Source organism: Streptomyces sp. NPDC126497 (genome assembly GCF_040302425.1).
Taxonomy (GTDB): domain Bacteria; phylum Actinomycetota; class Actinomycetes; order Streptomycetales; family Streptomycetaceae; genus Streptomyces.
Window position 1 is genome coordinate 1 of sequence record NZ_JBEORT010000039.1, and the last position, 24552, is coordinate 24552.

Here is a 24552-nt window from a genome sequence, read left to right on the forward strand (position 1 = left end):
CTCCTCCCACCTCCCCGCCCCTGAGCCCGACTCCCCGGGACGGCCCGCCGCCCACCCCCGCGGCGCCGGCGACGACGGGCACGGTCCGACGCCTGACGGAGCGGGGCGCGGGCGGGAGACGGGACCCGAGCGCGGACCCCGGGCTCCGGGGGCCGGTCAGCCCGCGAGCAGCCGCTTCACCGCGGCGGCGACCCGGCCGCCCTCCGCCTGCCCGGCCACCTTCGGGTTCACGATCTTCATCACGGCGCCCATGGCCCGCGGCCCCTCGGCACCCGCCGCCTTCGCCTCCTGCACGGCCTGGGCGACGATCGCGTCCAGCTCCTCGTCGGACAGCTGCTGGGGCAGGTACCGCGCCAGCACCTCGCCCTCCGCCTTCTCCCGCTCGGACTGCTCGGGACGGCCGCCCTGCGCGAAGGCCTCCGCCGCCTCACGGCGCTTCTTCGCCTCGCGGGTGATCACCTTCTGCACCTCGTCGTCGGAGAGCTCGCGCTTCTCCTTCCCCGCGACCTCCTCCTTGGTGATCGCGGCGAGCGTCAGCCGGAGCGTCGAGGAGCGGAGCTCGTCGCGCTCCTTGATCGCGGCGTTGAGGTCTTCCTGCAGCTTCGACTTGAGCGTGGTCATGGCTAGATTGTCGCAGGTGCGCGCGGCGGAACGCCTGCTGATTTAAAGGGCTCCGCGTCCCCGGGCGTGCGGAGCGCCCGACCGGGTCTGACACGATGGACGCATGCGCGCGCGATACAAGATCCCCCTGGGAATCACGGCGGCCGGCGCCGCCGGGCTGCTGTACGCGGCGGGCTTCGAGGCCCGCTTCTTCCGCCTCCGACGGGTGACCGTGCCCGTCCTCCCCTCCGGGATGCGCCCGCTGCGCGTACTGCAGGTCTCCGACATCCACATGGTCGGCGGCCAGCGCAAGAAGCAGCGCTGGCTGCGTTCCCTGGCGGGCCTGCGCCCCGACTTCGTGATCAACACGGGTGACAACCTGTCCGACCCCGAGGGCGTGCCGGAGGTCCTCGACGCGCTCGGCCCCCTGATGGAGTTCCCGGGCGCGTACGTCTTCGGCTCCAACGACTACTACGGCCCCAGGCTGCGCAACCCCGCCCGCTATCTGCTCGAGAAGGTCCAGGGCCGGCACGGCCTGAACGGCAACCCGCCGGCGGTCGGCGTGGTCCACAACCCGTGGGAGGACCTGCGGGACGGCTTCGACGCGGCGGGTTGGCTGAACCTGACGAACACCAGGGGCACCCTGAAGATCGAGGGCACCTCGATCGAGCTGACCGGCCTGGACGACCCGCACATCAAGCGCGACCGGTACGCGCAGGTCGCGGGCGGCCCGTCGGACGGGGTGGACTTCTCGATGGGCGTCGTCCACGCCCCGTACCTGCGCGCCCTGGACTCCTTCGCGGCCGACGGCTACCCCCTGATCCTGGCCGGCCACACCCACGGCGGCCAGCTCTGCATCCCCTTCTACGGCGCCCTGGTCACCAACTGCGACCTGGACACGGACCGGGTGAAGGGACTGTCCACGCACACGTCCGGGGGCCGCACGTCCTACCTCCACGTCTCCGCGGGCTGCGGCGCCAGCCGTTACACCCCGGTCCGCTTCGCCTGCCCCCCGGAGGCGACGCTGATGACCCTGGTGGGCCACGACCAGGACGCCCGCGGGTAACCCGTCCGGCCCACCCGCGTCGCCCCGGACCGGACGTCCGCCCACCCTGGGGTGCATGACCGCCCCGATACCCAGGGACCTCCCGGACCTCCCCGCCCTGCCGCGTACGCATCCGGCGTCGGCCCCCCTCTTCGCCCCCGCCAGAGCCGTCGTCCCCCTGGCGCGCCGCCCGCTGACAGCGGTGTACCGCCTGCTCCTGGCCCTGCTGGCGGCGGGCGCGGTGCTGGTGGAGACCCTCCTCGGCGGCCCGGTCCGGGTCCTGAGCCACTTCACGGTCCAGAGCGCGCTCCTGCTGGCGCTGGTCATGCTCGCCTCGGCCCGCCGGGCCTGGAGCGCCCGCCACCCGCTGCCGGGCTCGATCACGGGGGCGGCCCTGCTGTACGTGATCACGGCGGCCCTGGTCCACCACGTCCTCCTGGCGGACGCGGTCCCGTCCTTCTCCACCACGGACGGGACCACCGGGGCGGTGGGCCGGCTGGAGCCGCTCGCCGCCCACACCCTGCACACGGTGCTCCCCGTCGCCGCGGTGCTGGACTGGCTCCTGCTCTCCCCACCGGGCCGCCTCCGCCTCCGCCGGGCGGCCGCCTGGATGCTGTACCCCCTGGCCCACCTGGCCTTCACCCTGGCCCGGGGCGAGCTCTTCCCCGGCTCCCCCGCCCGCTACCCCTACCCCTTCCTCGACGTCGCCCGGCACGGCTACCGGCACGTCCTCGCCAACGCCCTCCTGCTGGGCCTCGCCCTCTACGGTCTGGCCGTCCTCCTCGTGGCCCTGGACCACATCCGCCCGAACCCGGTCCGCCGCCCCTCGAAAACCGGATTTCGTCTCCGGCTCCCGGTGGGCTAAAGTAAACGTCGTCGCCGCGAGAGCAGCGACGATCGGGGTGTAGCGCAGCTTGGCAGCGCGCTTCGTTCGGGACGAAGAGGTCGTGGGTTCAAATCCCGCCACCCCGACAGCCATAACAGCAGGTGGGGCACCTAGGAAAGTTCCTAGATGCCCCACCTGTTTTCGTGTGCGTGCCTATCTGCGTGACTACCGCTTCCCGCGTGTCTACGGCCGCTGTGGATCAGCGCCGAAGATCCCGTCCATGACCACGGCGCCGGTCTGGATCACGGGCCGGATCTGCTTCCGATAGACCTCCTCGGTCACGGCCGTCCCGGAGTGCCCGACGAGCCGGGAGATCACTTCCAGCGGGACGCCGCGGTCGGACAGCAGGGACACGAAGCTGTGCCTGAGCTCCCGGGGCGTCCACTCGTCTGCGTTGATCCCGTCGATGCCCTTGAGCGCCTGGCGGAAGGCGCGGCGGACGTTGGCCGCATCCAGCGGCTTACCCACGGCCGAGGAGAAGACGAGCCCGTGTTCCTCCCACTTGTCGCCGGCCGCCAGCCGATCCCAGCCCTGATCCTCGAACTGCTGCCAGAGGGCATCGACGCAGCGTGCCGGCAGAGCGAGCGTGCGCCGGGACTTCCGGGTCTTGGTGTCCCCGCCCCGCCGGACCGAGCGCCACACCGCAATGTGCGGAGGCTGCGGCGGATCGGCGTCCGGCTTGCCTTTGAGGAAGACGTGGTCCCAGGTGAGCGCCCGCAGTTCCTCGGTACGGGCACCGGTCAGCAGGGCGACGACGATGTACGCGTACATCGAGGTCCCCTCGGCCCCCTTGAGCACGGCTTCGGCTTGGGCGAAGGTGAGCGCCTTAGAAGGGCGCCCCGCTTGCCCCTGGGGCACCGAGCACAGCTCGACGACGTTCCGCTTCACCTTGTCCCGAGCCATGGCCCGCTTGACCGCACGGTTCAGGCACGAGTGGATCGCCTGGAGCGTGCGCGTACTGAGCGTCTTCGCCTTGGCAGCCAGCCAGCGGTCTACGTCCTCCGCACTGAGGTCGCGGAGCTTGCGTGCGCCGAGTGACGGGATGACGTGCTTCTGGCTCAGCAGCGTCGTCGTCTCGACGGTGCGCGGGTCGAGACCGGCCAGGCCGTAAGTGAGCCAGTCCGTCACCGCGTCCTCGACCGTGTAGTTGGTGGGCGCGATCGCAAGACCGTCCTCGTGGTCCCGCAACACCTCCTTGAGCTTGTTCTTCGCCTCCGTCTTGGTCTTGCCACTCCCCCGCTTGACGATCCGCTTGCCGCTCGGATCGAAGCCGAGATTCGCCGTGGCGATCCACCGTTGCCGCTTCTCGTCCCAGTGCAGGCCGCCATCCCCGCGGCTCCGACGCTTGGTCATCAGGCCGCACGCTCCATCTGTTCCGCGATGAAGTCGCCCAGGGCGGAGGCCGGGATACGCCGGCATCGGCCGATGGTGACCGAGGGAAGCCGTCGTGTGCGGATCAGGTCGTACACGGTGGACCGGCCGAGCCTGAGACGGGCCATCACCTCGGCGACGGTGAGCAGTTCGTCATCGCGCACGGTCGGGTTCTCCTTCTGCATTGTGAGAAGCGGGGTGCGAGGAAGTGAAAAGGGCTTCTGCGTCCGTGAGACCGGTGCCGGCGAAGCGCCAGTGCGAGAGGACAAGCACGGTGTCCGGGTCGGGCAGGGGGTGACCGGCTTCGGTCGCGCGTTCGCGGGCCAAAGCTTCGTTGTGGTCGGCTCGTTCCTGGCGGAGAGCGTCAAGGGTGACGGAGTAGGCGCGGGACTTGGTGGAGAAGTGGCCGCGGAAGCCGAGCATGTGGGCCCACTTGCGCAGGCGGAGGTCTTCCAGCTCGGGGAGCGCCCCGAGGTGCCAGCAGGTGAGGATCATGCGCCGGGCGTGGTCGGTGACGTCGGAGCCGATCAAGTCCGTGATCGGGTTGCGGATGGGCCGGTCGAGGGTGCCCGCCGTCTCGGCTCCCTTGGTGGCGTACTTGGCGATGTAGGCGGCCACGGCCCGGCTGGACAGTTCCGAGCTGCCTGTGAAGTCGGCCGACCGGATGGGGCGGATGTCGAGCTGGTCGCCGAAGCGGAAGGTGTACGCGTGTCCGTCGAGGACCGGACCGGGCACCTCGGCTTCCTTGGCCGCCCAGCGGATCGCATCAGTGAGGAGTTCGGTCGTGGCCCAGGCCGGCGGGGCGTCCTCGGCTCCGTCCGGGCCGTCGAGGCGGATGACGGCGTGGAAGTGGACGGCGCCGCGCCGCTGGTACTCGGCGACCTTGGCGTAGGAGACCTTGAGGCAGTGACGCAGCGCCGAGCGGCTGAGGCCCGCCCGGGAGGCGAGGTGCTGGCGCAGGTAGGTGGTGAAGCGGCCCCAGAGCTTCCCCGCGTGAGCGTTCCACAGGACGGCCGCGCGGTAGTCATATCGGTCCGGGTCCAGGGGCGTGCCGAGGGCGGGGTCGTCGTCCGGGTGAAGGCGTCCGCAGCGGCACCGGCCACCGCCGGGGCGGTTGTGCACGGGGCCGAAGGACGGTGCGGTGAAGGTGGCGAAGACCCGAGGGTGTTGGGCCACGGCCGGGCCGATGCCTTTGCCGCCGCTCAGACCGGCCGTGACGAGGTGGAAGGTGTCTTTGCGGTACACCTCGGCGCACGAGACGCACCGAGTGGCGCGGCGGTTGTTGCAGCGGATGAGGAGCTGTCCGGCCGGGAGGTCGCGGTCGGTGATCTCCCGGACGATCTCCCCGGTGGCGGCGTGGACGTCGAGCCGGTGGCCCTCCATTCGGATGGGCCGCTCGCAGCCGCCGAGGCGCTGGATCTGGTGGGCGTAGCTGCTGAGGTCGCCGTGCTGGGCGAGTGCTGCCAGCTGGCGGATAGCTGCGGTCGGAGCCGCAGGAGTCATGTTTGGGGTCCTCCTTGTGTGGGTGAGCGTGCAGTTGGGCGTGTCGAGGGGGCTAGACAGCGCGAGAACGCCGGGAGGTCGGGTCGGTGGTGTCAGCGGCGGGCGATGCAGGAGCGGACAGTGAGGGCACACACGGCCACGGATGTGGCGGTAAGGGCGACGGCGAGGAGCATGGAGACCAGGACGGCGCCGACGACCAGGACCACGGCGGTGCCGCCGCCGACCAGGGCGAGCACGGTGCCCGGTGTGAGCTGGACGGCCGGACGGTTCCGGGCCGGGGTGGCGGCTGTCGACGCCGGGGCCGGGGCGTGCGGCGTGACTGCGGTCGGTTCGACGACTGCGGGCGGGGTGGTCAGGCCGGTGGGCTGCGGCATGGTCGGGACCTTCGGTCGGAACATGAGCGGTCTCCCTTCGCGGGTCACTTGAGGGCGGGGTCGATGACGGGGGCGAGCAGGCTGTCGGCGAGGAGGTAGCCGCCGAGGAGCAGTACGGCGATGAGCCACCAGGGCGGGCGGATGAGCTTGATGCCGAGGACGCCGACGACGAGGAGGGCGAGCCAGAGCGGAACGTCCATGTCGGGTGGTCTCCTGTCAGGCCGGGCAGCGATGGGTGCGGGCGGTGAGTTCGGCGGCGGCGCGGCTGTCGTACTCGGCGGAGAAGTCGCAGCGGGGCGCGGTGCAGGCGGCCAGGTGGCGGTTCCGGCCGCGTTCGACGTAGGAGGCGACGTTGACGGGGCCGATGCGTCGGAGGTTGCGGAAACGGCGGTTCACGGTGGGGCTCCTCTCAGAGGTGTGTGGCGACGGATGCGGTCATGGACGGGGGCAGGCCGAGCCGAGTACGTACGGCGTCGGGGTCGGCGGGGCGGCCGGTGGCCGAGCGGTGTTCCTCGGCCAGGGCCCGGACGCGGTCGACGAGGGCGGGCGGCAGGGCGACGGCTGGAGCAGGCGCCGGGGCGGGAGCGGTGGCCGGGGTGGCAGCAGGCTCGGAAGCCGGTTCGGGGTCGGCCGGGTACGGAACCTTGTGATCGGGCCCTTCCACGCCGGACGAATCGCCGTCAGGAGCCGCTACCGCGTCCGTCGCGGGAGAGGCAGCGGGCCCTTCCGGGGTGTGCGGAGCGTGGGCCAGCAGCGTGCCGCCGAAGAAGGCGACAGCGGGCCAGCCCGCGACCGTCACGCGGAGCCAGGCGGGTACGTCGTCCAGGTCGAGGAGGCCGGCCGTGGCGACGTTGGCGCCGAGGGACGCGGCCAGGGCTACGAGGAACCACAGACGCGGACCGCCGGCCGCCTGACCCGCTCGCTGTGACTGGCGCATCCGACGCCAGGCGGCGACCAAGAGTAGGTCGACACTCACGGGGTAGGCCCACGCCTTCCAGCCGTCCTGTCCGGCCGCCGCGGCGACGTCGTGCAGGTGGGAGAAGGACAGGGCACCGGCGATGACGGCCTGCACGATCACGGCGTCCACACGGGCCAGGTGGGCTCGCATCGGCTCGGGCTCCTTCGGTTTCAGGCATGGCAGGGGTAGGGACTTGGCGTGAGGCGGTCACGCCGACCGTTGGAGGGGAAGTGCGGCTACCCGGTCACCGGGCGCGCGGTGGGCTGTGCGGCGGGAGCAGCGGAAGGCTGCGCCACAACAGGTCGGAAGGTGTCCAGGCGGGGCAGTTCCGGAATGAGGCCCGAGGTGTCGCGGCAGACGGCCGCCGCGTCTTCGAGGGTGAGGTGTGGGGAGCGGACCCGGGACCAGCCGCCGGAGGAGTCACCGACCACCGCGACGCCGGGTCGTTCGGCCGGGATCCTGGTGGCTGCCAGCGCCGCTTCCGGTGCGATGTCGCCGAGGGCCATGTTGGCGGACGTCTCGTCGTTGACGCGATGGCAGACCCGCCCGGTGAGCTGGGCGCGGAGCATGGTGGCGCCCTTGCCGAGTTCGGCGCCGAAGCGCTGCCCGCACACCTCTAGATAGATGCCGGCCGCGCGCCCGAGCTGGGCGAGGCGGATCAGCTTGGTGACCATGGCGTCTCGCCGCTTCTCGTCGTCCTTGCTCGCGGCGAGGAAGAGTTCGGCGACCTCGTCGACGACGACCACGACCGGCACCGGCCGCGTCTTCTCCGGCAGGCCCCAGACGTCCGAGGTGAGCACGGCATCCGGACCGGCCCCGCCCCTCATGCCGATGAGGCGGAAGCGTGCCTCCATCTCGTCCACCAGGACGTCAAGGAGGTCGTTCGCGCGGTCCGGTGTGTCGGCGAGCGCCGACAACCGGGCCGCGAAGGGCGCCAGTTCGACGCCCCACTTGCAGTCGATGCCGACGAGTGCGACGGGCTGCCGAGCCAGCCCGCAGAGCAGGTTGCGCAGGTACACGGACTTGCCCGACTGTGTTGCACCGAGGATGAGTTCGTGCGGCACGGTGCGGAAGTCCCGGACGTGCCAGTGTCCGTCCTCGCGCAGCGCCAGAGGCAAGGTCAGCGGTTCGGTCTGCAGCCACCGACGCGGGGGCCGCACGTCAGTGAGGACGTCCCAGCCGACCAACCGGAGCTCCAGTCGCCCTGGCTTGGTGGGCCGGACGTGCACGGCGTGCGCACCCCAGGCGTGCCGTAGCCGGTCGGCCGACGCGTTGAAGTCTTCGGGTACCTGGCCGGCCGCCATGCGCAGCCGCATCACGAGTCCGGACGCGGTCGGCAGTGGCAGCGACCGACGAGGCGGCACGGGAGCGGCCTGTCGCCCCACCATCCGGGCAGTGGCCCGGCGCATGGCAGAGGCGGGCACCGTCAGGCCGCAGGCGTTCATCGTGGCCCGGTACGTGGCGAGCACCCGCAGCATCACGGCCGGATACCCGACCAGCCACCAGAACAGGACCGGCAGTCGACGACGCACAACGGCCAGCGCAGCCGCCACCAGCAGCGCTAACAGCAGAATCCACAGGGCGTCGGTCATGACGGTCAGCCCTGCACCGCGGCCGGGGTGCCGGCCATGACGGCGTCCGCCCGGTAGGCGATGCCGTGCCGAGTACGGCCGCCGAACTCACTCTCCCAGGGCCGCGCGATCAGGCCGGACAGGAACACCGGTGCGCCCATGACCAGTCCCTCGCCGATGCCCTTCTCGGGCACGGTGACCTTGATCATGTCCGAGCCGCCCTTGGCGATGAACACCAGCTCCAGGACCATGAGCCGGTCGTTGGTGACCGGGTCCACGGCCACCTCGCCGGTCTGCCGGTCCCTCACCTTGACCTCGGGGAGCTTGGTGACCAGCAGAGTGGCGGACGAGGTGTCCACGGGGATGACACGCATTCTGAACCTCACTTGATCCGGGCGCCCTCGTGAACGCCGAGCCGTTGAATATCCCCCTAGACAGCACAGGGAGGCGACCACCCCAACTGTCTAGGGGGGTTGACGACAACCGTAAACCGATGCCCCGTCAACTGTCTAGGGGGGTATACGAGCGTGTCGCGCAAGCGTCGATAGGACCACCCGATCTCGCAGCGGCCGGTGACGCCATTCGGGAGCCCCTCACCCGCTTTTAGACCACCACCGTCACGGGTTGTCGAGCAGGCCCAGCGCCGTATCCGGGCGGCAGTGCACGCACGCCGGCACGCCATGCCGCAGAGCTTCAACCACCTGCTCGCGGGACGCGGGACGACACCGGCCCGACTTCGTCGCTGCCCAGCAGTCCCCGGCATGAACGGCATCCACGTTCTTCCGGTTGAGCCCGTACTGGAGCAGCCAGTCCGGAGGCGGCGACCGCACCTCCCCACCTCGACGCCGCTCGGCCTCGCGCCGCTCCTCGTCCGCGATCCACCCGTCGAGCTGCCGCACGGCGGCCGTCGCCTGCTGCACGACCACACGGCGCGCGAAGCGCAGGAGCTCTAGTCGGGACGGTTGGTCGCTCACACGTTCGATTCTACGGTTGGGTGTGTGCGGCTACAACGAGGGCACCCAGTGGATGACCGTCTCAACGAACCTTGACGGCGTCGCGGCGAAGTTTGACCGGTCCCCGCTGGACTGCGCATCAGGTGAAACGCACGGTCAGTCTCTCGTCCGGCGCGTTCGACTCGTCTTCCTCGGCAGCTCGGACCAGTACGGATGCGATCGCCTCGAACGCTTCGTCACCCATGCGGGCACGACTGGCTTCGGCGTTCTCCCAGACGATCTCGACCGGGCGCTCGACATCCCTGCTCAGGCGGTCCCACAGAGCGTTCAGGTTGTGCCCGTAGTACGGACCGAAGTCCAAAGGCCCGGCAAGAAACCGGTGCAGGTCCGCCTGGCTTCCGATGTGTGTCCCGTCAATGGCGATGCGCATGGTCCTCCACCTCTTCGACCAGCCAGGCGACTCTACGAAACCCCCGACGCCCTTGCGCCGTCGCCGCCACGAACCCTGGCAGTCAAACTCCGCTGAGACAAACTGCCATCGATCAAACTTCACTGAGACTCGTCGAATCTCGGTGAGATGGGACAGTGGAGAACCGTGGCGTCGTCCCTCGCCTTTCCGCGAGGCCATCGCTGCCCGTCGGGATCGGCGTTCTCCGCTTCCCGTACACGGCGGATGAGTTCGTCCGGGCCGGCGGAGGCAAGCACGTCCAGCACGTCCGTCCAGTCGGCGAGGCCGAACCGGTCGACGAGGCGTGTCGCGCCGTCGCTCAGCAAGGTCACGGACGCCAGCGACTCCAGCGGCACCGTTCCGGTGAGGGCGTGCTCGGCTGCCCGGGGTTCGGGGCCGGCGATCCAGAAGCCGCTCGGCCGGTTACGGAGTCCCGTCAGGTCGTCGCGGTACTGGGCCAGGGCGGCAGCGTGCTCGGGCGTGCCGGTGGGTAGTCGGTCGACCAGCGCGCGGAGCTGCTTGCCGACCTGGTCCAGACGGTCGTCGGTGACAGCGGTCGTCTTCCCGTCCTGGTGGGCCAGGAGGAGGGTCGAGTCACCGAGGACGAGGTGTTCCAGCGCTCCCTCGCCGACGCGGACCGCGACGACTGTGCTGGTCGGGCTGGCCCGGTAGGTCAGATCACACGTGTCCTCGTGCAGGGACCGGACGCAGCGGAGCGCGTCGGCGAGACAGTCGGCGAGCGGCCGGGCGGGATCTTGCGCGATGTTGCCCAGCAGCAGTCCGCCCAGGGTCGAGGAGAACCACGCGATGCCGTGCACGCAGCCGGTCTCGGCCCCGGCGACGCCGGCACCGTCGAGGAGGACGGCCGCACCGGGAGCGGCGGCCGCGAAGTCCTCGTTCTGCTGGTCTGGTTCGGCGGGCAGCGTGCCGAGGGCGACGTTCACGCCGTCGCCTCCTCGTCGTGCAGGTAGAGGGGGCAGAGGAGTTCGGCGGATTGCGGCTCTTCGGTCTCGGGGTCGTACTCGACACTCACCAGCGTGGAGAAGTGCCGCTCCCCCACCTGTCCCCACAACGTGCTGAGGTCCGAAGTGAGCAGGTGGACGACGCCGAGGGAGCCTGCCGTGTGGATGCCAGCGATGGCCAGCACCGAGCCGTTGCCGTCCGGGCGAGGCAGTCGCCCCAGGTATCCGACGTCATGCGGGCGGCTCGGCTCGAGGTCCGCCCCTGCGTGGTACGCCGTGCCGGTACGCCGGTCCACCAGCGCCCAGGGCTCACCCTCCGGGTGTTCCCAGGCGAGTACCGGGTCCTGGGCGTACAGGTCGCGCATGGCCTGGGACATGCCCGGCCCACAGACGACGACCAGGCCGTCACGGTCGAGGTCGACCTCGCCGCTCACCTGCACGTGGCCGGAGCTGACGTCGAGCCCGTACGACTTCGCCAGCTCCTCCAGCCGCTTGCCGGAGTTCATGTCGGCCATGGCGACGACCGGACGCTTCTTCGTGTCGTCCCACCGGAGCGGTGTCACCACCGTGACGGAGCCCGTCCCGAGGAAGGCACCCTCAGGTGCCGGGCCGGTGTGCCGGATCTGATGGATACGCCCGCGGCTCAGGCCGGCCTTCTCGGCGATCTGCGCGTAGGACATTCCTTGCGCGTGGAGGTCCTGAACCACGCGGCGGCGGAGCCGGGCGAGTTCGGTCACCTCCTGCTGCGCAGCGGCCAGCCTCGTGGTGACCTCACGCAGGAGCAGGTACGGATCACCGATCGCCATGATCCGCTGCAACTCGTCCGACATGACCACACCTCCCAGAAGTACCCAGGAGTCTAGGGCCCTAGACGGAATGGGCGGGAGGCGCCGTCCCGTACGACTTTCAACGACGAAGAAGCGCGACCTCCGCCGAGGCACACCCCGAGGAGTCACCCGTCACCGCCGGCACGGCAACGGCCACCCATCAGCGGGCGGCACCCGATCACGCGCCCTCCCAGGCCAGCTCCGCCCACACGGAACGCCCGTCGGGCCAGTTCTTCACACCCCAGCCCTTCGCACAGGCCGCGATCAGCAGCAATCCGCGCCCGCCCTCTTCCTGGCTGGTCACATCGCACAGGTGTGGGACGCGTTCGCCGCCCTGGTCGACCACCTCGATACGGATGAAGCCGTCGCCGAAGCCGACGACGACGAGGAACCAGCCGCCTTCCGCGCCGCTCAGCGAGTGACGTACGGCGTTGGTGGCCAGTTCGCTGACGACCAGGGTGGCGTCATCGACCGGCCCCTTCTCGGCGACTAAGGCAGCGACGAAGTGACGGGCCTGGACCACCTGCTCGGCAAGACCCGGGAAGGCGCGGCACCACTTGGTACGCATGGCAAGCTCCTTATCTGCGTCTAGGGGACTAGACAGCGCGACGGCAGGCTATGCCCACGAGAAGCCAGCAGGCTAGGCATGTAGAGGAATTATTCCTCTAAGGAGTGACCGTGTCTCCCAGCTCGCGGAACTCCTGCATCACCCGCAACAACAGCTCACGCGCCTCGCCACCGAAAACGGCTGCCTCTTGGAAGCGGCGGAAGGTCTCCTCGTACGCAGCCACCTCGGCGGAGTCCACCGACACCCGCTCACCGGTGAACGCCTCGATCACGACGGCCTGCTGGTCGCACAGCGTGAATCCGTGACGAGGCAGAAGCGGCACCGGGCGGCGCCACGGGATGACGCCGAGCCGGACGGTGCTCAGGCTCTCGACGGCGAGCAGCCGGTCGAGCTGAGCGAGCATCAGCGCCGGCGTGCCCGGCCAGGTCCGCAGTACGGCCTCCGTCAGCACGAACACCGACTCACGCCCCGGCTCGTACAACACGCTCTGCCGCTGTACTCGGGCAGCGACTGCCCGACCGACCGCCTCGGGGGTCAAGTCTGGCGCACTCTCGAAGACGTGACGGGCGTACTCGGCGCTCTGGAGCAGCGACGGCAGAACGACACACTGGAACGACCGCACCAACTGGGCACCGTGGACCGCGTCATCCACGATGAGCCCAGCGGGCAGCCCTGCCGCTTCGGAATCGCTCTCGATCGCAGACTCAACGGCGACGAGAAGGTCACGGACTCCCCGGGCCGCCGACTCATCGAGGTTGAGCGCCCGGCACAGCCGGTCCAGCACATCGACGCTTGGGACCATGCGCCCGGTTTCCACCTTGGAGACCGTCGGCTGACCAACGCCGGCCCGCTGAGCCAGAGCAGCACCCGTCAGACCAGCTTCCGCACGCAGAGCCCGAAGACATGCCCCAAGCACCCGCATCCGCTCGCGCCGTTCACTCCCCATACCCAGGGTTCTACACCACGAGCCGACAGCGACCAGGCGCAAGAGCAGCGTCAACAGCCGTCGGCATGAGCGTGATTCAAAGTCTCTCTACTAGTTCAAGGCGGCTCGCTCCGCTCCCCGCGCGCGGCCCGGCCCCCGGCCGGGCCTGCGCTCCTGTCTCCGCCCCGCTCCAGCCCGGCCGGCACCCGTACCGCGCGCACAGCAATCAGCCGCCTGACGTTAGAGAAGGGGTACGTCGGGGCTGGGGCGGTCGGCTCCACGGCTTTAGGCAGCCACTTTGGCGCGAGCCTCGAAGATCATGGCCCCAACGTCGTGCTTTACCGGGCAGGTCCACAGACTGCCCGACGCGCCGCAAGCTTACGGGGCCATGATCACTCGCGCCAAAGCAGCTCCAGCCCAAAGCCGCTCCACCGACCTTATGCGTTAGAAGCCATGTCAGTACCTTGATTCGGCACTCTTGCAGTAACCTCCATTGCCTGCTGCGCAAGCTTTCTATAGCTAGTTGCGGTGATATTTTTCCAAGCGGCATAGAAGCCCGCTGCACATAGCAGTCCCAGAAACACATCTACACTAAGCAGAAGTACCCGATCTTGGACCGGGAACCGCCAGATGAGCAGAGCAGAAGCAACCGACAGGAGCACACTGTTCAGGAACCACCCGCGACAGATTCTCATTCGAGACCGCGCGTAATCTGCCATCGCCACCACGTGTGGAGTTTCGACGATGGCATGACGGGCTTGGCTATAAGCGGCGTCCGACACAAAGTGACGGCTCCGCAGTCGCCGCCTAGGCGAGGTGAGTAAGTAGTCAGCTGCGCGATCAACGACAATACCCAGAGCGTACGAAAAGGCCAGCGCTGCTCCAGATGCAGGCGTGGAAGCAATAATCGGCGCAATTTCACGCATGTTTGAGTACCCGGCAGCAGCCGATACACAACCAACAACCCCCACGAGAGCACCGATGCCAACCACGAGGACTTCGACGAACATCGCAGTAGCAGCGATAACACCTGAGGCCTCAGGCTTGCTAGGTTGACTCACAAAGAAACCCCCCAGGCATCTGCCATGTCATTGAGCATGGATTCAGGTAATTCGTCGATCCAGCGCCCTTGCAAAAGGAGCTTCGCGCTAGATAGGCGTTCAAAGATGATCAAGCTCTCTGGCTGGCTGGCAAGTATGTAACGCCCATGCCGCAGAAAGTGATCACTATTAGGTCCGAAGTCCTTATAGGCACGTTCTAAGTCCTCCCGGCGATCTTCAACGAATCGAGAGAGTCGTTCAGGGTACGCGGCGAGGTCGGGAATTGTTTTCACCAGAACATCGACCACTTCTTCAGATAGATCGCGTCGAGGCTCATGTTCAGTGAACATGCGGAAGAGGTGCTCGACTTCATCCAGAAGAAGGTTACTCTGGGCAACATCGGGGTACTGTGCCATCGCTTCAACCCCCCGTCGGACCTCAAGATCGTAGAGCTCGATCAGAGCAATCAAACGGTACAGCGAGCGTCTGACATCGGATGGTACGGCTGACGCCTCAGCCTTGTACATGAGCTTGTGGGACATCCTTGCCCACAAGTCGATGGCCTCGGTACGTATCTGGATTTCACACTCGTACGGCTTGCCGTCGTCACTCATTTGGTCGCCGTACGCGATCACCTGAACGTGGAGCCGTGGGTACCGAAGGCGATCTTCCGCTCCAACCACGAGACGATCATCTTCCGGCTCACCAACTACGCTTAGTGACTCTTTGACGAGCTCGAGCATGGGGTCGAGTAGGCCGGCATGCTGCACTATTACGCGCACACCGGCCTTATCGGTAATTTGAGTCCAAGGATCTGCATAGTTTTTGTGCTGTGCTTTGGTTACAAAGCTACTCACTTCTTTAGAACGGTGAAAGACCTCACAATTTATCTTCGCCCGTGCTGCACGTCTCCGCACATGCGCCGCGGTTAGTTTGGCAGCCGTTTCGATACGAGGACGCTCACGTCGGTACCGAGATAGCGCTTCGCCGATGGCAGTCATTTCACCCCTGCATAGGGATATCTCCGTCAACTACCCCTTGGCTGGTATCTTGACTTTTACTCTGTCGCTGGGAACGACGTCCGCCACCTGGCGGAGCATATGCAGTCGTCGTGGTTACCGTACCAGTAATAGTGACGCTCGTAGTTCCATCACCTCGGTCTTCCAGAGTCATGTTGTTGTGGTCATCCCCAGCATCCACTGGCGCCACAATGAAGGCTCCGTTCGCGAAGCCGACACGCATGTTCTTCAAGCGGTTATCAAGAAGTTCCGTGTCCTTGTCGAAAGTTCGACACGGGATATTGGAAGCTTGCAGGTGTTCGATGAATGCATCGCGGTGCGCGATATCTAGGTGCTGCTGCGCGAAGGTGACTGGATTGAGGAAACGCATGGGGCTTTGCAACTCAGCCAGCGTCGCCAAGAGATAGTTAATGCGGGTGTCCGGGTCCGCGATGTACGAGTTGATCCACTCTGTAGTGGCATCATGGAAGCGCCGGGTTATCTCGCGCGGCTCATTCTTCTGGCGGCAACCCAGGAACCGTTCTAGGAAGAATGCCGCCATTTTTCCAGAAAGTTGACGGTCGGCAGCCCATCCTTCAATTCTTTCCTCACTGATCCCGTCCTCAGAGAAAAGCGCTACTTTGTGAATCTTCGACTTTTCAGTGAGTAGTAGATCGGCAAGGTATTTCACATCGAAGGTACGCAAGCCATTGACAACCGTTTCGACAGCCTGCATACCTGTCTCTTGCTCGAGCTTGACAATGAGCAAAGAACGCTTTCCACTCAGTCGAGCGTCTGCCACGAGGAGCAAGCCAGCGGAGTTCACACCTGACTGGCTGCTTCTTAGCAAGTGGACCAACTCTACAGATACATCAACAAGATTGGTCTCATCGGTTAAGAACGCGTAGACGTAGTCAGGAAGCGAGGACTTCGAATCTGGATTCTCAATGATCTCTCGGCCAGTAGAGGCGAGTACTCCCCTGAGTTTCGCTTGGAGCGCAGTACGCACGTCGTGATTCAAGTTGCACGGAGCTTGACTCAGTGGGATCGACTCGTTTGGGTCCGTGCGCCTGCGTTGCGGCACAATGTGCACGATCGCCTGCTCAATGACGAGGTCGCCGAAGTCTGTCCGCAACGCTTCCCACCCGTAGTTCGTTCGTCGGCCTGTCGGCCGTGCACCTCATCCCCCAAGCGCACCTCCATGTGCTTTGACACAGAGCCATCTGGGATCCGAACCCGGCAACGGTGCGCGTACCCGTATGGTGACACACCGCGACGATCCTGGGGAGGTGGGGAGAGGTTTTGAACAGATCAAGATCGTTATCCCTCCCGGTGCACTTTCCTTGTTCACGGATGGAAAATCGAACATGCTGTCGATTGTGGCGTTAGGGCACTAAGACCGTGTCCTATGTGGTGATGGCTCATTGAGCTGCGTATGGGCCGGGGTACGTGGAGTTGGATTGTTCCGGACGGGCTGTGGGAAATCGCGAGGCCGCTGATCCCGCCGTCAAAGGTGCGGCCGCAGGGTGACGGGACGCAGGACACGCCTGATGAGACGCTGTTTGCCGCGATCATCTATGTGCTGGTCAGCGGCTGCGCCTGGCGGGCACTGCCACCGTGCTTCGGTATATCGAAGTCCACTGCGCACCGCCGTTTCGTGATCTGGTCGCGGGCCGGTGTGTGGGGCCGGCTCCATGAGGAGATCCTGCGCCGGCTCGACGACACGGACCTCCTCGATCTTTCCCGTGTCGTCCTCGACTCCGCCCACGTGAGGGCTAAAAAGGGGGCGAACACACAGGTCCGAGTCCCGTGGACCGGGGCAAGCCGGGTTCCAAGATGCACATCCTGTCGGACGCGAAGGGACTGCCCCTTCTCGTCGGCATCTCCGCCGCCAACGTCCACGACAGCCAGACCCTGAAGCCCATGGTGCTCGGTCACCTAACGAGACACGACCCGCACACCGGCCGGTACTTCAAGCCCCAGTGCCTGCATGCCGACAAGGCCTACGACGTCCCCGAGCTGCGGAAATGGGTACGCGGCAAGTACATCGGCCTCCGCATCGCCCGCAAGGGCATCGAGTCCAGCGAACGGCTGAGCCGGCGTCGTTGGGTGATCGAACGGACCATGTCCTGGCTGACCGGCTACCGTCGGCTCAACCACCGCTACGAACGCAATCCCCGCAACTACCTGGCCTTTCTGGGGCTTGCCGCAGTCCTCCGCTGCTACAAGCGACTCCTCAAGCCCACCACATAGGACACAGTCTAAGGCCGCCCTCAGGTGCTGTGGCTAGCCTCGGCAGCACCGTCGTCAAGACCCTCTGCGATCTCCTTAATGCGATTCGTGGCATCATCGAAAGCAGTCGGCGGAAGATCCCTCCTGTGGTGCACCACATCGTTCCGCATAAGCCGCAGAAGGTCGAGCTCTTCTCTAATTCCAGGCGGCATCGGCACGCTTCTCAATAGCTGAACCATAGGTAGCTTATACCGTTGAGATTGGCCGGCGTTTCGCGCCAGTCGATTCAAAGTATTCTCAAGCTCTACCCAACTATGTAGGAAATCGCGCATTGCGCGTCCTGTCTCACGCTCCAGTTCAGACCTACCCAATTGCGAGGTATCACGAATTTCGTTATACGCTACGTAGCGCGATGAATCCTCGGCAAGCAGCGCGTCAATCACCTGCTCCGCCAAAGGACGTTTCTCTACGGCGCCATGCAGAGATTCAAGGTATGGCTTCAGCTCAGCGGGCGTGGTCTTGTTGAGCTGCTTGAGAAGTTTGAATAGGTCATCAACTCTTCCCAGGCCCGAATCGCCGATCGGCTGGCTTAGGGAATCGCTGGCGTGACGCAGCAGGTGCGCGGCGAGCTCGTAGTGATTCAAGAAACTTGTGCCATTGCGCGCCACGCGAGCTTCGCCAGCATCTTGAAGGAGCTTCAAAGAAATCTCCCCAGCAATCACGAGGCCATTCAGCTGGTCAAGGATGGCGTATTCCTCGTCGGAAAGGTCGCCGTCCATTTGCTTATAGACAAGATCGTGTTGCACTTCAGACCAGGCGTGCATGAGAACCGACGCCACTTGGATCTCCACTCGCGCCTTCAGATACCTCTTATTCGCGTCTCCGATATATTGCTCTCTCGGTTGAACGCGGTAGTGCACTGCCGAATATCCCGAAAACCTGCGGTCGTCATTTTTCTGCCCGGCGGGGTCATCTTTTTCCTGGCCGGCGGCAGGAAATACTCTTTTCTCATCCCACTGCTTAAAAAGGCGCGCAATTGACTTGTCTACCTGTTCTTGCTCTCCCGGAAAATAGAGCGCTACTCGGACCCCAGCCAAGTCAACAATGTCGCGAAAGATCTCCTCCACCGACTCGTAATTACTTCGAGAATTGCGTTGTATGCATTTTTCCCTGAGTCGCTCGATGTCCTTCGCTCGGTGAGTGACTATACAACGGACACCTGAAGAACGCAGGTCACTTTCTAGCATTTGAGCGACTAGGCGGGCTGCTTGACTATAGTAGTCATACTCTTTTGTGTACCGGTCGATAAACTGCTCGATCAATTCCATTGAGCCCGCCCCTGATCACCACAGCAAGTCGCACCCCAGAATGCTGTACTGTGGTTCAGCTCCGCAACTCCGTCCGAGGCGTACGCCCGATGGCTGTAATCGTTCAGCCACCGCCGAGCGCCAACAGGGTCCTGCAGCCGGACATGAGCAGGACCGCCACCCCTCGTCCTCGGGAGGAGCGGCTCGTGGACCATCCCGTGCCAGGTTCGTGCCAGATCGTGCGGGGAACCATGCGGAACACCGGAGACTGAGCCGGCGGGCAGCTGGGGGCCTGCACCGTTCCGTTGCTCGTCAGCCAGGCAATCGCCCCTAGAGCACTTAGCTTCCCAAGCCGATGGCTCCGAACTTGTCCCTAGGCTCGTTGCCGTGTCGCAACTGCCGCACCCAGCGAGGATCCACGTCCCCAAGGTGCGTGATTCTGCGCGATGAGAGGGGAATGCAGCTCTGGGGAGCCGAGCCAGGGGAGGGGCTAGCGAGTGGCGCAGCGCAGTGGTGGCCGAGGCAACGAGTACCAGCGGCAGCAGCAGGCTTTGCGACGGGCCCAGGAGCAACAGGCCCGCCAAGCGGAGCGTGCCCGCAAGACTGCTGAAGCGGCCAGCAAACGGCGGGCACAAGAGCGGAAGGCTGCGTATCTGGAGCAGCAAGCCGAGCAGGCCAAGGTGCAGACGATCGGGGTCGAGCACGAGGTCGAGCAGCTGAGCCAGTTGCTGCGTGACGCTCTGGTCGGTGACCCGCCCACAACGTTCGAGCGCCGGCGGAGGACTCATACGCCGACAGTGTTAGATGAACGGCCTTGGTCCCGACCAGAGCCTTCACCACGGTGGGAAGGCTTCGCACCCCCAGAGCCCGGCGGGCTCGCTGCCGTCCTGGGCATCGGCAGGAAGCGATACGAGGCACAGGTCGCCGAGGCCCGTGAACGCTTCAGCGAAGCGCAGCAGCGGCACGCGCGAGCTGAGGAAAAGCGCCGGGAGGCGCTGGAGCAGAAGCGCGCGGAGCACCGCCAGACGGAGCAGCGGGCTGCTGAGGAGGTCGAGGCCTTTAACAGGCAGTTGGATGAGCAGCGCGAGGCGTATCGCGCTGGCGATCCTGAAGCAGTGGAAGCGCACCTGGGGGCCGTCCTCGATGCTTCGTCCTACCCGATGGGCTTCCCACACGAGCATCGCATCGCCTTCCGACCCGCTACAGGGGACGTCCTTGTCGAGATTCAGCTGCCGCCGGAGACGATCGTGCCCGCCGCGCGCGGCTACAGGTATGTGAAGAGCCGGGACGAGATGACCGCGGTACCCAGGCCGGAGAAGGAACGCAAGGAGATCTACTCGTCTGTCTTGGCACAGGTCGCATTACGGACTGTCCACGAAATCCTGGCTAGCGACCCCGACCGGGTAGTCAACGGCGTCATCCTGAACGGTCGCGTCAAGACCATCGACCGAGCTACTGGTCAGGAGGTCTCACCCTGTCTCGTCACACTGAGCGCCAGCAGGGAACAGTTCGGCAAGCTGCGCCTCAGCCAGGTCGATCCAGCCGCCTGTCTCAAGGGACTCAATGCCCTTGTCTCTCCCAACCCTTACGACCTCGAACCCATTCGGCCCATCATCGAGTTCGATCTGACCAAGTACCGCCTGATGGACAGCATGGACGTGGTAGCTGACCTCGACAGCAGGCCCGTACTGGTCAAGCTGACCCCCACCGAGTTCGAACACCTGATCCGCCAACTCTTCGAAGCGATCGGGATGGAGGCATGGAACACCCAGGCCTCAAAAGACGAAGGTGTCGATGCGGTGGCCGTCAGCAAGGACCCAGTCTTCAACGGCGAGTGCATCATCCAAGCCAAGCGCTACAGCAAGCTCGTAGGTGTCGAGGCAGTTCAGGCGCTGGCCGGCGTTGTGGAGCACAAGCGCGCGGCCAAGGGCATCCTGATCACTACTTCATGGTTCGGCAGGGCCAGCCACGACTTCGCCCGTCAGCATGGTCGGCTTCAGCTCATCGAAGGACCGGAGCTCAAGTACCTGATCAAGGAACACCTAGGCAAGGACGTGATCCCGGGACCGGTCCCTCCAAAGCGTCCGTCTCGCTGAGATCAGACGGCCTACACGGGCCCAGTCGAGCCGTGATCCGGGCCGTCTCTGGGCCGTCCGAGGCCGCTCAACAGTGGCCAATGACGACCAACGACGACCGCCAGGCGGGCGAGCCCACGGCTCTTGAACAGGCAATTCCCAGCTCCCCGAGATCTCTGGCAAGACCCAGGGCAAGAAGAAGTAGGCCCGCGCTGGAAGCACAAGCGCCCGGTCCCGTTCTCAAGCAGGCACCGCAGCGGCTCATGCTGGCTAACTAGGCTGATGACCGGGGTTGTGCCGCACCGACGCTTCAAGGTTGATAGACATAGGCCATCGACGGGAGGGGACGGATGGGCATCCGGCCAACGGCATTCAGTGCCTTCGGGTTTGGCGTCAACTGGGAGTTCACGAAGTCGGACAGGGCCATCGCGCAGGAGGTCATGGACTTCCTAGCTGACAAACGCGTGTTGACGATCGGCTACGCGCGCCCAGAGAACGAAGCCACGGCGTGCCTCGCGTCGGCCACAGAGTGCCGGGCGCGGCTGTCCGAGTACCTGAACCAACTGAAGAAGCCGGGCGGAGACCTACGTACCTGGCTACGTGCCATGCGTCAGGGCTTCGTGGACTTCATCGAAGCAGGTGGTGTCGACGGCGAACGCTTCGGCCCCGGCCACTACACGGAGTTCAACGAGGCCTTGGCAAGGCTACGGAACCAGATCCAGCAGCAGGCTGACGAAGTCTCGGGACGCTATAAGCTGACCGGTCTCCGCCTTCCGATGCACTAAGTCAGCCCAGGAGCGGCGCAAGTCGTCCCGTGCCACAGTCGTGCCAGATGCGGGGGGAAGCCACGGTCAACAACGGGTACGAGCAGGTACATCTGTGCCCGCTTGCTCGCCCTAAGACGCCGCAGGTCACCGGCAAGACACCCCCGCCTCTCTCCTAAAGCGGGCGTCGCAGGTTCGAATCCTGCCGGGGCACACAGGTCAGAGGGGCACCTCCGGATCCTCGGAGCTACCCCTCTCTCTATCGAGTGCCCGAGCACCCGCCGACCTGTCTACTTGCCTCCTGCACGGATTCCAAGCGAGCACTCAGCCTCATAGTCGCACTGTTCCGTGTAGCTTGGGTTATGTCTCAACTTGTAGTTCAACTTCGAGTCCAACTTGGACTTGCGAACCACGCGATGAGTCATCTGAGGTCGGCTCCGTGGCGTGGCCCAGCCTGGTTGCGCCCAGGCTGGGCCAGCACCCACGGAGCAGTAGGTGAGCCTGGCCGTTCATCACACGGCCAGGCTCACCGCCCTACTTGCTCCGCGAGAGCAACGACCGCCACCAGAAGGCTGAGCGTCGACAAAATCACTTGCCAACGGTCGGAGTCAGGCCACTTCCTCCCGGCCTTCTTGAACAATCGAACCCTCATTGCTGCCCCTCTCTTCTCAGAGCACCCCGACACCGGGAAGCTTCGGCCGACTTGGCTGTCGGCCGAGACGGCATGGAGGAAGAGGAGTAACGCGTAGAGCGTAGCGTGCCAACTCGCCGCCACGTGAGGGCTCTTGTGCGCCCTGGCCCCGCTAATAATTATCGGCCGTACTTATGCGCATACTTATTTCGGAACCTCTCCTTGTTCGGGAGTCATTTTTGACCTCCAGCCTCCAGAGAGGCCGCTAGGCGACCGCTCAGCGATTGAGCGCGCTCAGACAAGTTGTCGACCTCGTCACCATGCTGCTCACGACATCGCGACCTCTGTGACGGATGTCACATGTTGTCGCGTAGTACAGGCGCATCAGATGGGACGGGGCCAGGGGAAGGGGTCCAGTGCACGAGGAGCAGCAACGGTGAGTGTCTAACTGCGTGACAACGCCGACGAACGATGGCGGACGAGCACGGACTTCTACGGAACATCAGCGCAGGTGACAGCCAGGCCGACCCGAGGCAGCACCGCCGTCCCAGTTGCTTCGGGACGAAGCGGTCACTCCGTTAGGGTGCACCGCATGACCGATGACGCCCCGGCCTGACCCGAGTGCAGCCAGCCCATGAAGTCCGGCGGCTTCGTCCTCGTCAAGCGGAAGGACGATGGCCGGCGAACCTGCCGGACACTGCTGAGGTGTACTGGTCGGCACGTCTGGTGGCGCTGGGCCGACCGGCCGGAGGGGCCGCTGGAGGCTCGCCCGGTGCCCGAGCTGTTCCGTTGACATCCAATGCTGACATCAACGACCCCGGACGACGGCGGCGCACAGCAGCTCTGGACGGCACCGGTTCACGAGGCGAGCCCCGACCAGGCCGAGGGAAGATCGAACTCCTAAAGCGGTGCTCTCTCGACCGACGGTGGGCTCAGCCTTCCTCTTCTTCGACCAGGCCGCAGGCGAAGGGGAACGACTGCAAGAACTCCCTTCGCGCAGGGTTCGGTTCTGCTTCGGCCAGGTCGGTGAGCACCTGCAAGAGGCGGTCGCGCTGGTCCAGAGGCAGCCGCAGCAGTTCCCCGCACACGCTTTCCATCATCTTCACCGCGGAGTCGGGATCGACTTCGTCGTCACCGCAGCTGTCGAGGAACCAGAGGGTGTCGGCAATCAGCCCGGCAAGAGCCGGCACAAGCGGATCCATCACAGTCATCCCCGCAACCTAGCCGACCCCTACGACAGCAAGGGCGCCATCCCCCGAGGCATGAGGAGGCTTCGAACGTCCCGGCTGGTGAGTGTCCAACTGCGTGACAACGCCTACGAACGAGCACGGACGTCTACGGAACATCAGCGCAGGTGACAGCCAAGCCGACCCGAGGCAGCACCCCCGTCCCAGTTGCTTCGGGACGAAGCGTCGCGGGTTCAAATCCCGCCACCCCACCTGCTTGGTCTGCGTGACCACCGGTCCCCGCGAGCGGGCGGGGGGACGGGAAGTTCCCGGCGCGGGGGTCCGGTGAGCCGTTACGCGCCTTCGGCGCTGCGGCTCGGGTGGGGACGCATCAGCACCGCCGCACACACCACCACGGGTACGGCGACGGCGGGCACGGTCCACCACGGGATGCCGGTCCACACCGCCGGCAGGCCCACCCCGAAACAGACCGCGGTGGTGGTGAGGAGCAGCCGCTTGCCGTACGGATTCCAGGTGAGGGGTTCGCAGTCCCCGGGCCTGACCAGACGCACCGCGCCGAACACGAAGGCCTGGGCCGCGACGAGTCCGGCGAGCACGCCGACGGCGGCGTTCATCTGGAGCTCGTCACGGGGCGCCTTCGAGGTGTTCTGCCGTACGCCGTCCTTGCTGAGCACCACGATGTCGCGGCGCCAGGCGGTGGCCTCGACCCGGTCGCCGGACTCGAGCCGCTCCAGGAGCGGACCGGGGTCGCCGAAGGACACCGTTCCCCGCCAGGAGTCCCGGTACGTCAGGGTCGCCTTGTAGGAGGAGCCCTTCCCGGCGGTCTTGTTCACCGTCTCCTCCACGGTGAGGTGCCAGGTGCTCAGGCAGTCCGTCCGCCCCCGCTCCAGCGCGCGGGGGGAGCACGGCTCGGCCGCGCGGTAGTCCCGGTAGCGCTCGCCGTCGGAGGGCAGCCACCGGGCGAACACCCAGTGGCAGACCGCCGCCGTCATCAGGGACAGCAGGATCAGCAGCACACCCGTGAACCGCGTCCGGCCCGGCGACCGCCGGTCGGCACGGCCTTTGTCCGGCGGCCTGCCCGTGCTGTACGCCGTACTCCTCGCCCGTGTTGTCATCACCTGCCTCCTCCGCTCCAGCCTTCACCCACCGGAAGCGGGAACACCATGCGTCCGGGCGGCAGTTCGGAAGAGGCAATGCCTTCCGCATTCCGGAAAGCACAGCCGCGACGAGGGCCACTGCCGGCCGTCCGGTGACCGCGGCCGGCGTCTCCGGCGACGCCGGCGGCATCCACCCGCTCCCGCGCCGACGGGAACGGCCCCCACGGAGC

Annotated in this window: 27 protein-coding genes and 2 tRNA genes; 7 read left to right on the plus strand and 22 right to left on the minus strand. The window is 66.1% G+C overall.

What is annotated here, in order from left to right:
- Positions 1-156: 156 nt before the first annotated feature.
- Complete coding sequence (locus ABTY20_RS17995; RefSeq protein ID WP_351997975.1) at positions 157-621, minus strand: GatB/YqeY domain-containing protein; 465 nt, start codon at positions 619-621, stop codon at positions 157-159.
- A gap of 103 nt (positions 622-724) precedes the next feature.
- Here ABTY20_RS17995 and ABTY20_RS18000 point away from each other — a divergent pair, with 103 nt between their 5' ends.
- The 3 genes from ABTY20_RS18000 (at position 725) to ABTY20_RS18010 (ending at position 2617) form a co-directional block, all read left to right on the plus strand.
- Positions 725-1666, plus strand: a complete 942-nt coding sequence (locus ABTY20_RS18000) for a metallophosphoesterase (protein ID WP_351997976.1) — start codon at positions 725-727, stop codon at positions 1664-1666.
- 55 nt (positions 1667-1721) lie between these two features.
- On the plus strand, positions 1722-2510 hold the full coding sequence (locus ABTY20_RS18005) for a Pr6Pr family membrane protein (RefSeq protein WP_351997977.1): 789 nt from the start codon (positions 1722-1724) through the stop codon (positions 2508-2510).
- A 33-nt stretch (positions 2511-2543) separates the two neighbouring features.
- Positions 2544-2617, plus strand: a tRNA-Pro gene (locus tag ABTY20_RS18010).
- 97 nt (positions 2618-2714) lie between these two features.
- Here the strand turns inward: ABTY20_RS18010 and ABTY20_RS18015 are convergent.
- From ABTY20_RS18015 to ABTY20_RS18100, 18 genes are all read right to left on the minus strand, one after another.
- Positions 2715-3884, minus strand: coding sequence for a site-specific integrase (locus ABTY20_RS18015; protein ID WP_266547893.1), 1170 nt, complete (start codon positions 3882-3884; stop codon positions 2715-2717).
- Positions 3884-4066 carry a helix-turn-helix domain-containing protein gene (locus ABTY20_RS18020; RefSeq protein WP_031020012.1) on the minus strand — a complete coding sequence of 61 codons (183 nt, stop codon included), beginning with the start codon at positions 4064-4066 and terminating at the stop codon, positions 3884-3886. The genes ABTY20_RS18015 and ABTY20_RS18020 overlap by 1 nt, the downstream gene beginning before the upstream one ends.
- Complete coding sequence (locus ABTY20_RS18025; protein WP_351997978.1) at positions 4056-5405, minus strand: replication initiator; 1350 nt, start codon at positions 5403-5405, stop codon at positions 4056-4058. Before ABTY20_RS18025 ends, ABTY20_RS18020 begins: the two co-directional genes overlap by 11 nt.
- 92 nt (positions 5406-5497) lie before the next feature.
- Positions 5498-5803 (minus strand): SpdD-like protein, encoded by a 306-nt coding sequence (locus ABTY20_RS18030; protein WP_351997979.1) that lies wholly within the window; start codon positions 5801-5803, stop codon positions 5498-5500.
- Positions 5804-5823: 20 nt separating this feature from the next.
- Positions 5824-5979: a hypothetical protein gene (locus ABTY20_RS18035; RefSeq protein WP_103543452.1), complete on the minus strand. Its 156-nt coding sequence runs from the start codon at positions 5977-5979 to the stop codon at positions 5824-5826.
- 16 nt (positions 5980-5995) lie between these two features.
- Entirely contained in the window at positions 5996-6175 is a 180-nt protein-coding gene (locus ABTY20_RS18040; protein WP_351997980.1) for a mobile element transfer protein, read from the minus strand.
- Positions 6176-6188: 13 nt separating this feature from the next.
- Positions 6189-6887, minus strand: a complete 699-nt coding sequence (locus tag ABTY20_RS18045) for a DUF2637 domain-containing protein (protein ID WP_351997981.1) — start codon at positions 6885-6887, stop codon at positions 6189-6191.
- Positions 6888-6973: 86 nt separating this feature from the next.
- Positions 6974-8329, minus strand: a complete 1356-nt coding sequence (locus tag ABTY20_RS18050) for an FtsK/SpoIIIE domain-containing protein (RefSeq protein WP_351997982.1) — start codon at positions 8327-8329, stop codon at positions 6974-6976.
- Between the two features lie 5 nt (positions 8330-8334).
- Complete coding sequence (locus ABTY20_RS18055; protein ID WP_167744653.1) at positions 8335-8682, minus strand: SCO3933 family regulatory protein; 348 nt, start codon at positions 8680-8682, stop codon at positions 8335-8337.
- 243 nt (positions 8683-8925) lie between these two features.
- Complete coding sequence (locus ABTY20_RS18060) at positions 8926-9282, minus strand: DUF6233 domain-containing protein (RefSeq protein WP_351997983.1); 357 nt, start codon at positions 9280-9282, stop codon at positions 8926-8928.
- 118 nt (positions 9283-9400) lie between these two features.
- On the minus strand, positions 9401-9691 hold the full coding sequence (locus ABTY20_RS18065; protein WP_163040994.1) for a barstar family protein: 291 nt from the start codon (positions 9689-9691) through the stop codon (positions 9401-9403).
- 119 nt (positions 9692-9810) lie between these two features.
- Positions 9811-10653 carry a protein phosphatase 2C domain-containing protein gene (locus ABTY20_RS18070; protein ID WP_351997984.1) on the minus strand — a complete coding sequence of 281 codons (843 nt, stop codon included), beginning with the start codon at positions 10651-10653 and terminating at the stop codon, positions 9811-9813.
- The gene (locus ABTY20_RS18075) at positions 10650-11501 is read right to left on the minus strand and encodes a sigma factor-like helix-turn-helix DNA-binding protein (protein WP_351997985.1); all 852 of its coding nucleotides are present in this window, start codon (positions 11499-11501) and stop codon (positions 10650-10652) included. The genes ABTY20_RS18070 and ABTY20_RS18075 overlap by 4 nt, the downstream gene beginning before the upstream one ends.
- A 175-nt stretch (positions 11502-11676) precedes the next feature.
- Positions 11677-12066: an ATP-binding protein gene (locus ABTY20_RS18080; RefSeq protein WP_351997986.1), complete on the minus strand. Its 390-nt coding sequence runs from the start codon at positions 12064-12066 to the stop codon at positions 11677-11679.
- 97 nt (positions 12067-12163) lie between these two features.
- On the minus strand, positions 12164-13012 hold the full coding sequence (locus ABTY20_RS18085) for a helix-turn-helix domain-containing protein (RefSeq protein ID WP_351998022.1): 849 nt from the start codon (positions 13010-13012) through the stop codon (positions 12164-12166).
- Positions 13013-13428: 416 nt separating this feature from the next.
- Complete coding sequence (locus tag ABTY20_RS18090; protein ID WP_351997987.1) at positions 13429-14001, minus strand: hypothetical protein; 573 nt, start codon at positions 13999-14001, stop codon at positions 13429-13431.
- Between the two features lie 47 nt (positions 14002-14048).
- Positions 14049-15032 carry a RelA/SpoT-related domain-containing protein gene (locus tag ABTY20_RS18095; protein WP_351997988.1) on the minus strand — a complete coding sequence of 328 codons (984 nt, stop codon included), beginning with the start codon at positions 15030-15032 and terminating at the stop codon, positions 14049-14051.
- A gap of 1 nt (position 15033) precedes the next feature.
- Positions 15034-16122, minus strand: a complete 1089-nt coding sequence (locus ABTY20_RS18100) for a nucleoid-associated protein (RefSeq protein WP_351998023.1) — start codon at positions 16120-16122, stop codon at positions 15034-15036.
- A 342-nt stretch (positions 16123-16464) separates the two neighbouring features.
- Between ABTY20_RS18100 and ABTY20_RS18105 the strand changes: the two genes are divergently transcribed.
- Positions 16465-17282 (plus strand): IS5 family transposase gene (locus ABTY20_RS18105; RefSeq protein WP_351997989.1). Its coding sequence is split into 2 segments (ribosomal slippage): positions 16465-16807 and positions 16807-17282, totalling 819 coding nucleotides; the frame shifts between segments, so codons are not numbered across the junction.
- Positions 17283-17302: 20 nt separating this feature from the next.
- Here ABTY20_RS18105 and ABTY20_RS18110 read toward each other — a convergent pair.
- Positions 17303-18589, minus strand: a complete 1287-nt coding sequence (locus tag ABTY20_RS18110) for a GTP pyrophosphokinase (protein ID WP_351997990.1) — start codon at positions 18587-18589, stop codon at positions 17303-17305.
- Between the two features lie 476 nt (positions 18590-19065).
- On the opposite strand from ABTY20_RS18110, the gene ABTY20_RS18115 reads away from it, so the two are divergent.
- From ABTY20_RS18115 to ABTY20_RS18125, 3 genes are all read left to right on the plus strand, one after another.
- A complete protein-coding gene (locus ABTY20_RS18115; RefSeq protein WP_351997991.1) occupies positions 19066-20664 on the plus strand; it encodes a restriction endonuclease in 1599 nt (532 codons plus the stop codon).
- Positions 20665-20993: 329 nt separating this feature from the next.
- A complete protein-coding gene (locus tag ABTY20_RS18120; protein ID WP_351997992.1) occupies positions 20994-21428 on the plus strand; it encodes a DUF6650 family protein in 435 nt (144 codons plus the stop codon).
- A gap of 120 nt (positions 21429-21548) precedes the next feature.
- Positions 21549-21621, plus strand: a tRNA-OTHER gene (locus ABTY20_RS18125).
- 1349 nt (positions 21622-22970) lie between these two features.
- Here ABTY20_RS18125 and ABTY20_RS18130 read toward each other — a convergent pair.
- Both ABTY20_RS18130 and ABTY20_RS18135 read right to left on the minus strand, forming a co-directional pair.
- Positions 22971-23249, minus strand: a complete 279-nt coding sequence (locus ABTY20_RS18130; protein ID WP_351997993.1) for a hypothetical protein — start codon at positions 23247-23249, stop codon at positions 22971-22973.
- Positions 23250-23557: 308 nt separating this feature from the next.
- A complete protein-coding gene (locus tag ABTY20_RS18135; RefSeq protein ID WP_351997994.1) occupies positions 23558-24340 on the minus strand; it encodes a hypothetical protein in 783 nt (260 codons plus the stop codon).
- Positions 24341-24552 lie beyond the last annotated feature (212 nt).

Excerpts from the sequence above, each read along its gene's own strand:
- ABTY20_RS17995 (WP_351997975.1), bottom strand. The coding sequence starts at position 621 with ATGACCACGCTCAAGTCGAAGCTGCAGGAAGACCTCAACGCCGCGATC.
- ABTY20_RS18000 (WP_351997976.1), top strand. The coding sequence starts at position 725 with ATGCGCGCGCGATACAAGATCCCCCTGGGAATCACGGCGGCCGGCGCC.
- ABTY20_RS18005 (WP_351997977.1), top strand. The coding sequence starts at position 1,722 with ATGACCGCCCCGATACCCAGGGACCTCCCGGACCTCCCCGCCCTGCCG.
- ABTY20_RS18015 (WP_266547893.1), bottom strand. The coding sequence starts at position 3,884 with ATGACCAAGCGTCGGAGCCGCGGGGATGGCGGCCTGCACTGGGACGAG.
- ABTY20_RS18025 (WP_351997978.1), bottom strand. The coding sequence starts at position 5,405 with ATGACTCCTGCGGCTCCGACCGCAGCTATCCGCCAGCTGGCAGCACTC.
- ABTY20_RS18030 (WP_351997979.1), bottom strand. The coding sequence starts at position 5,803 with ATGTTCCGACCGAAGGTCCCGACCATGCCGCAGCCCACCGGCCTGACC.
- ABTY20_RS18035 (WP_103543452.1), bottom strand. The coding sequence starts at position 5,979 with ATGGACGTTCCGCTCTGGCTCGCCCTCCTCGTCGTCGGCGTCCTCGGC.
- ABTY20_RS18045 (WP_351997981.1), bottom strand. The coding sequence starts at position 6,887 with ATGCGAGCCCACCTGGCCCGTGTGGACGCCGTGATCGTGCAGGCCGTC.
- ABTY20_RS18050 (WP_351997982.1), bottom strand. The coding sequence starts at position 8,329 with ATGACCGACGCCCTGTGGATTCTGCTGTTAGCGCTGCTGGTGGCGGCT.
- ABTY20_RS18055 (WP_167744653.1), bottom strand. The coding sequence starts at position 8,682 with ATGCGTGTCATCCCCGTGGACACCTCGTCCGCCACTCTGCTGGTCACC.
- ABTY20_RS18065 (WP_163040994.1), bottom strand. The coding sequence starts at position 9,691 with ATGCGCATCGCCATTGACGGGACACACATCGGAAGCCAGGCGGACCTG.
- ABTY20_RS18075 (WP_351997985.1), bottom strand. The coding sequence starts at position 11,501 with ATGTCGGACGAGTTGCAGCGGATCATGGCGATCGGTGATCCGTACCTG.
- ABTY20_RS18080 (WP_351997986.1), bottom strand. The coding sequence starts at position 12,066 with ATGCGTACCAAGTGGTGCCGCGCCTTCCCGGGTCTTGCCGAGCAGGTG.
- ABTY20_RS18085 (WP_351998022.1), bottom strand. The coding sequence starts at position 13,012 with ATGGGGAGTGAACGGCGCGAGCGGATGCGGGTGCTTGGGGCATGTCTT.
- ABTY20_RS18090 (WP_351997987.1), bottom strand. The coding sequence starts at position 14,001 with ATGTTCGTCGAAGTCCTCGTGGTTGGCATCGGTGCTCTCGTGGGGGTT.
- ABTY20_RS18095 (WP_351997988.1), bottom strand. The coding sequence starts at position 15,032 with ATGACTGCCATCGGCGAAGCGCTATCTCGGTACCGACGTGAGCGTCCT.
- ABTY20_RS18110 (WP_351997990.1), bottom strand. The coding sequence starts at position 18,589 with ATGGAATTGATCGAGCAGTTTATCGACCGGTACACAAAAGAGTATGAC.
- ABTY20_RS18120 (WP_351997992.1), top strand. The coding sequence starts at position 20,994 with ATGGGCATCCGGCCAACGGCATTCAGTGCCTTCGGGTTTGGCGTCAAC.
- ABTY20_RS18130 (WP_351997993.1), bottom strand. The coding sequence starts at position 23,249 with ATGACTGTGATGGATCCGCTTGTGCCGGCTCTTGCCGGGCTGATTGCC.
- ABTY20_RS18135 (WP_351997994.1), bottom strand. The coding sequence starts at position 24,340 with ATGACAACACGGGCGAGGAGTACGGCGTACAGCACGGGCAGGCCGCCG.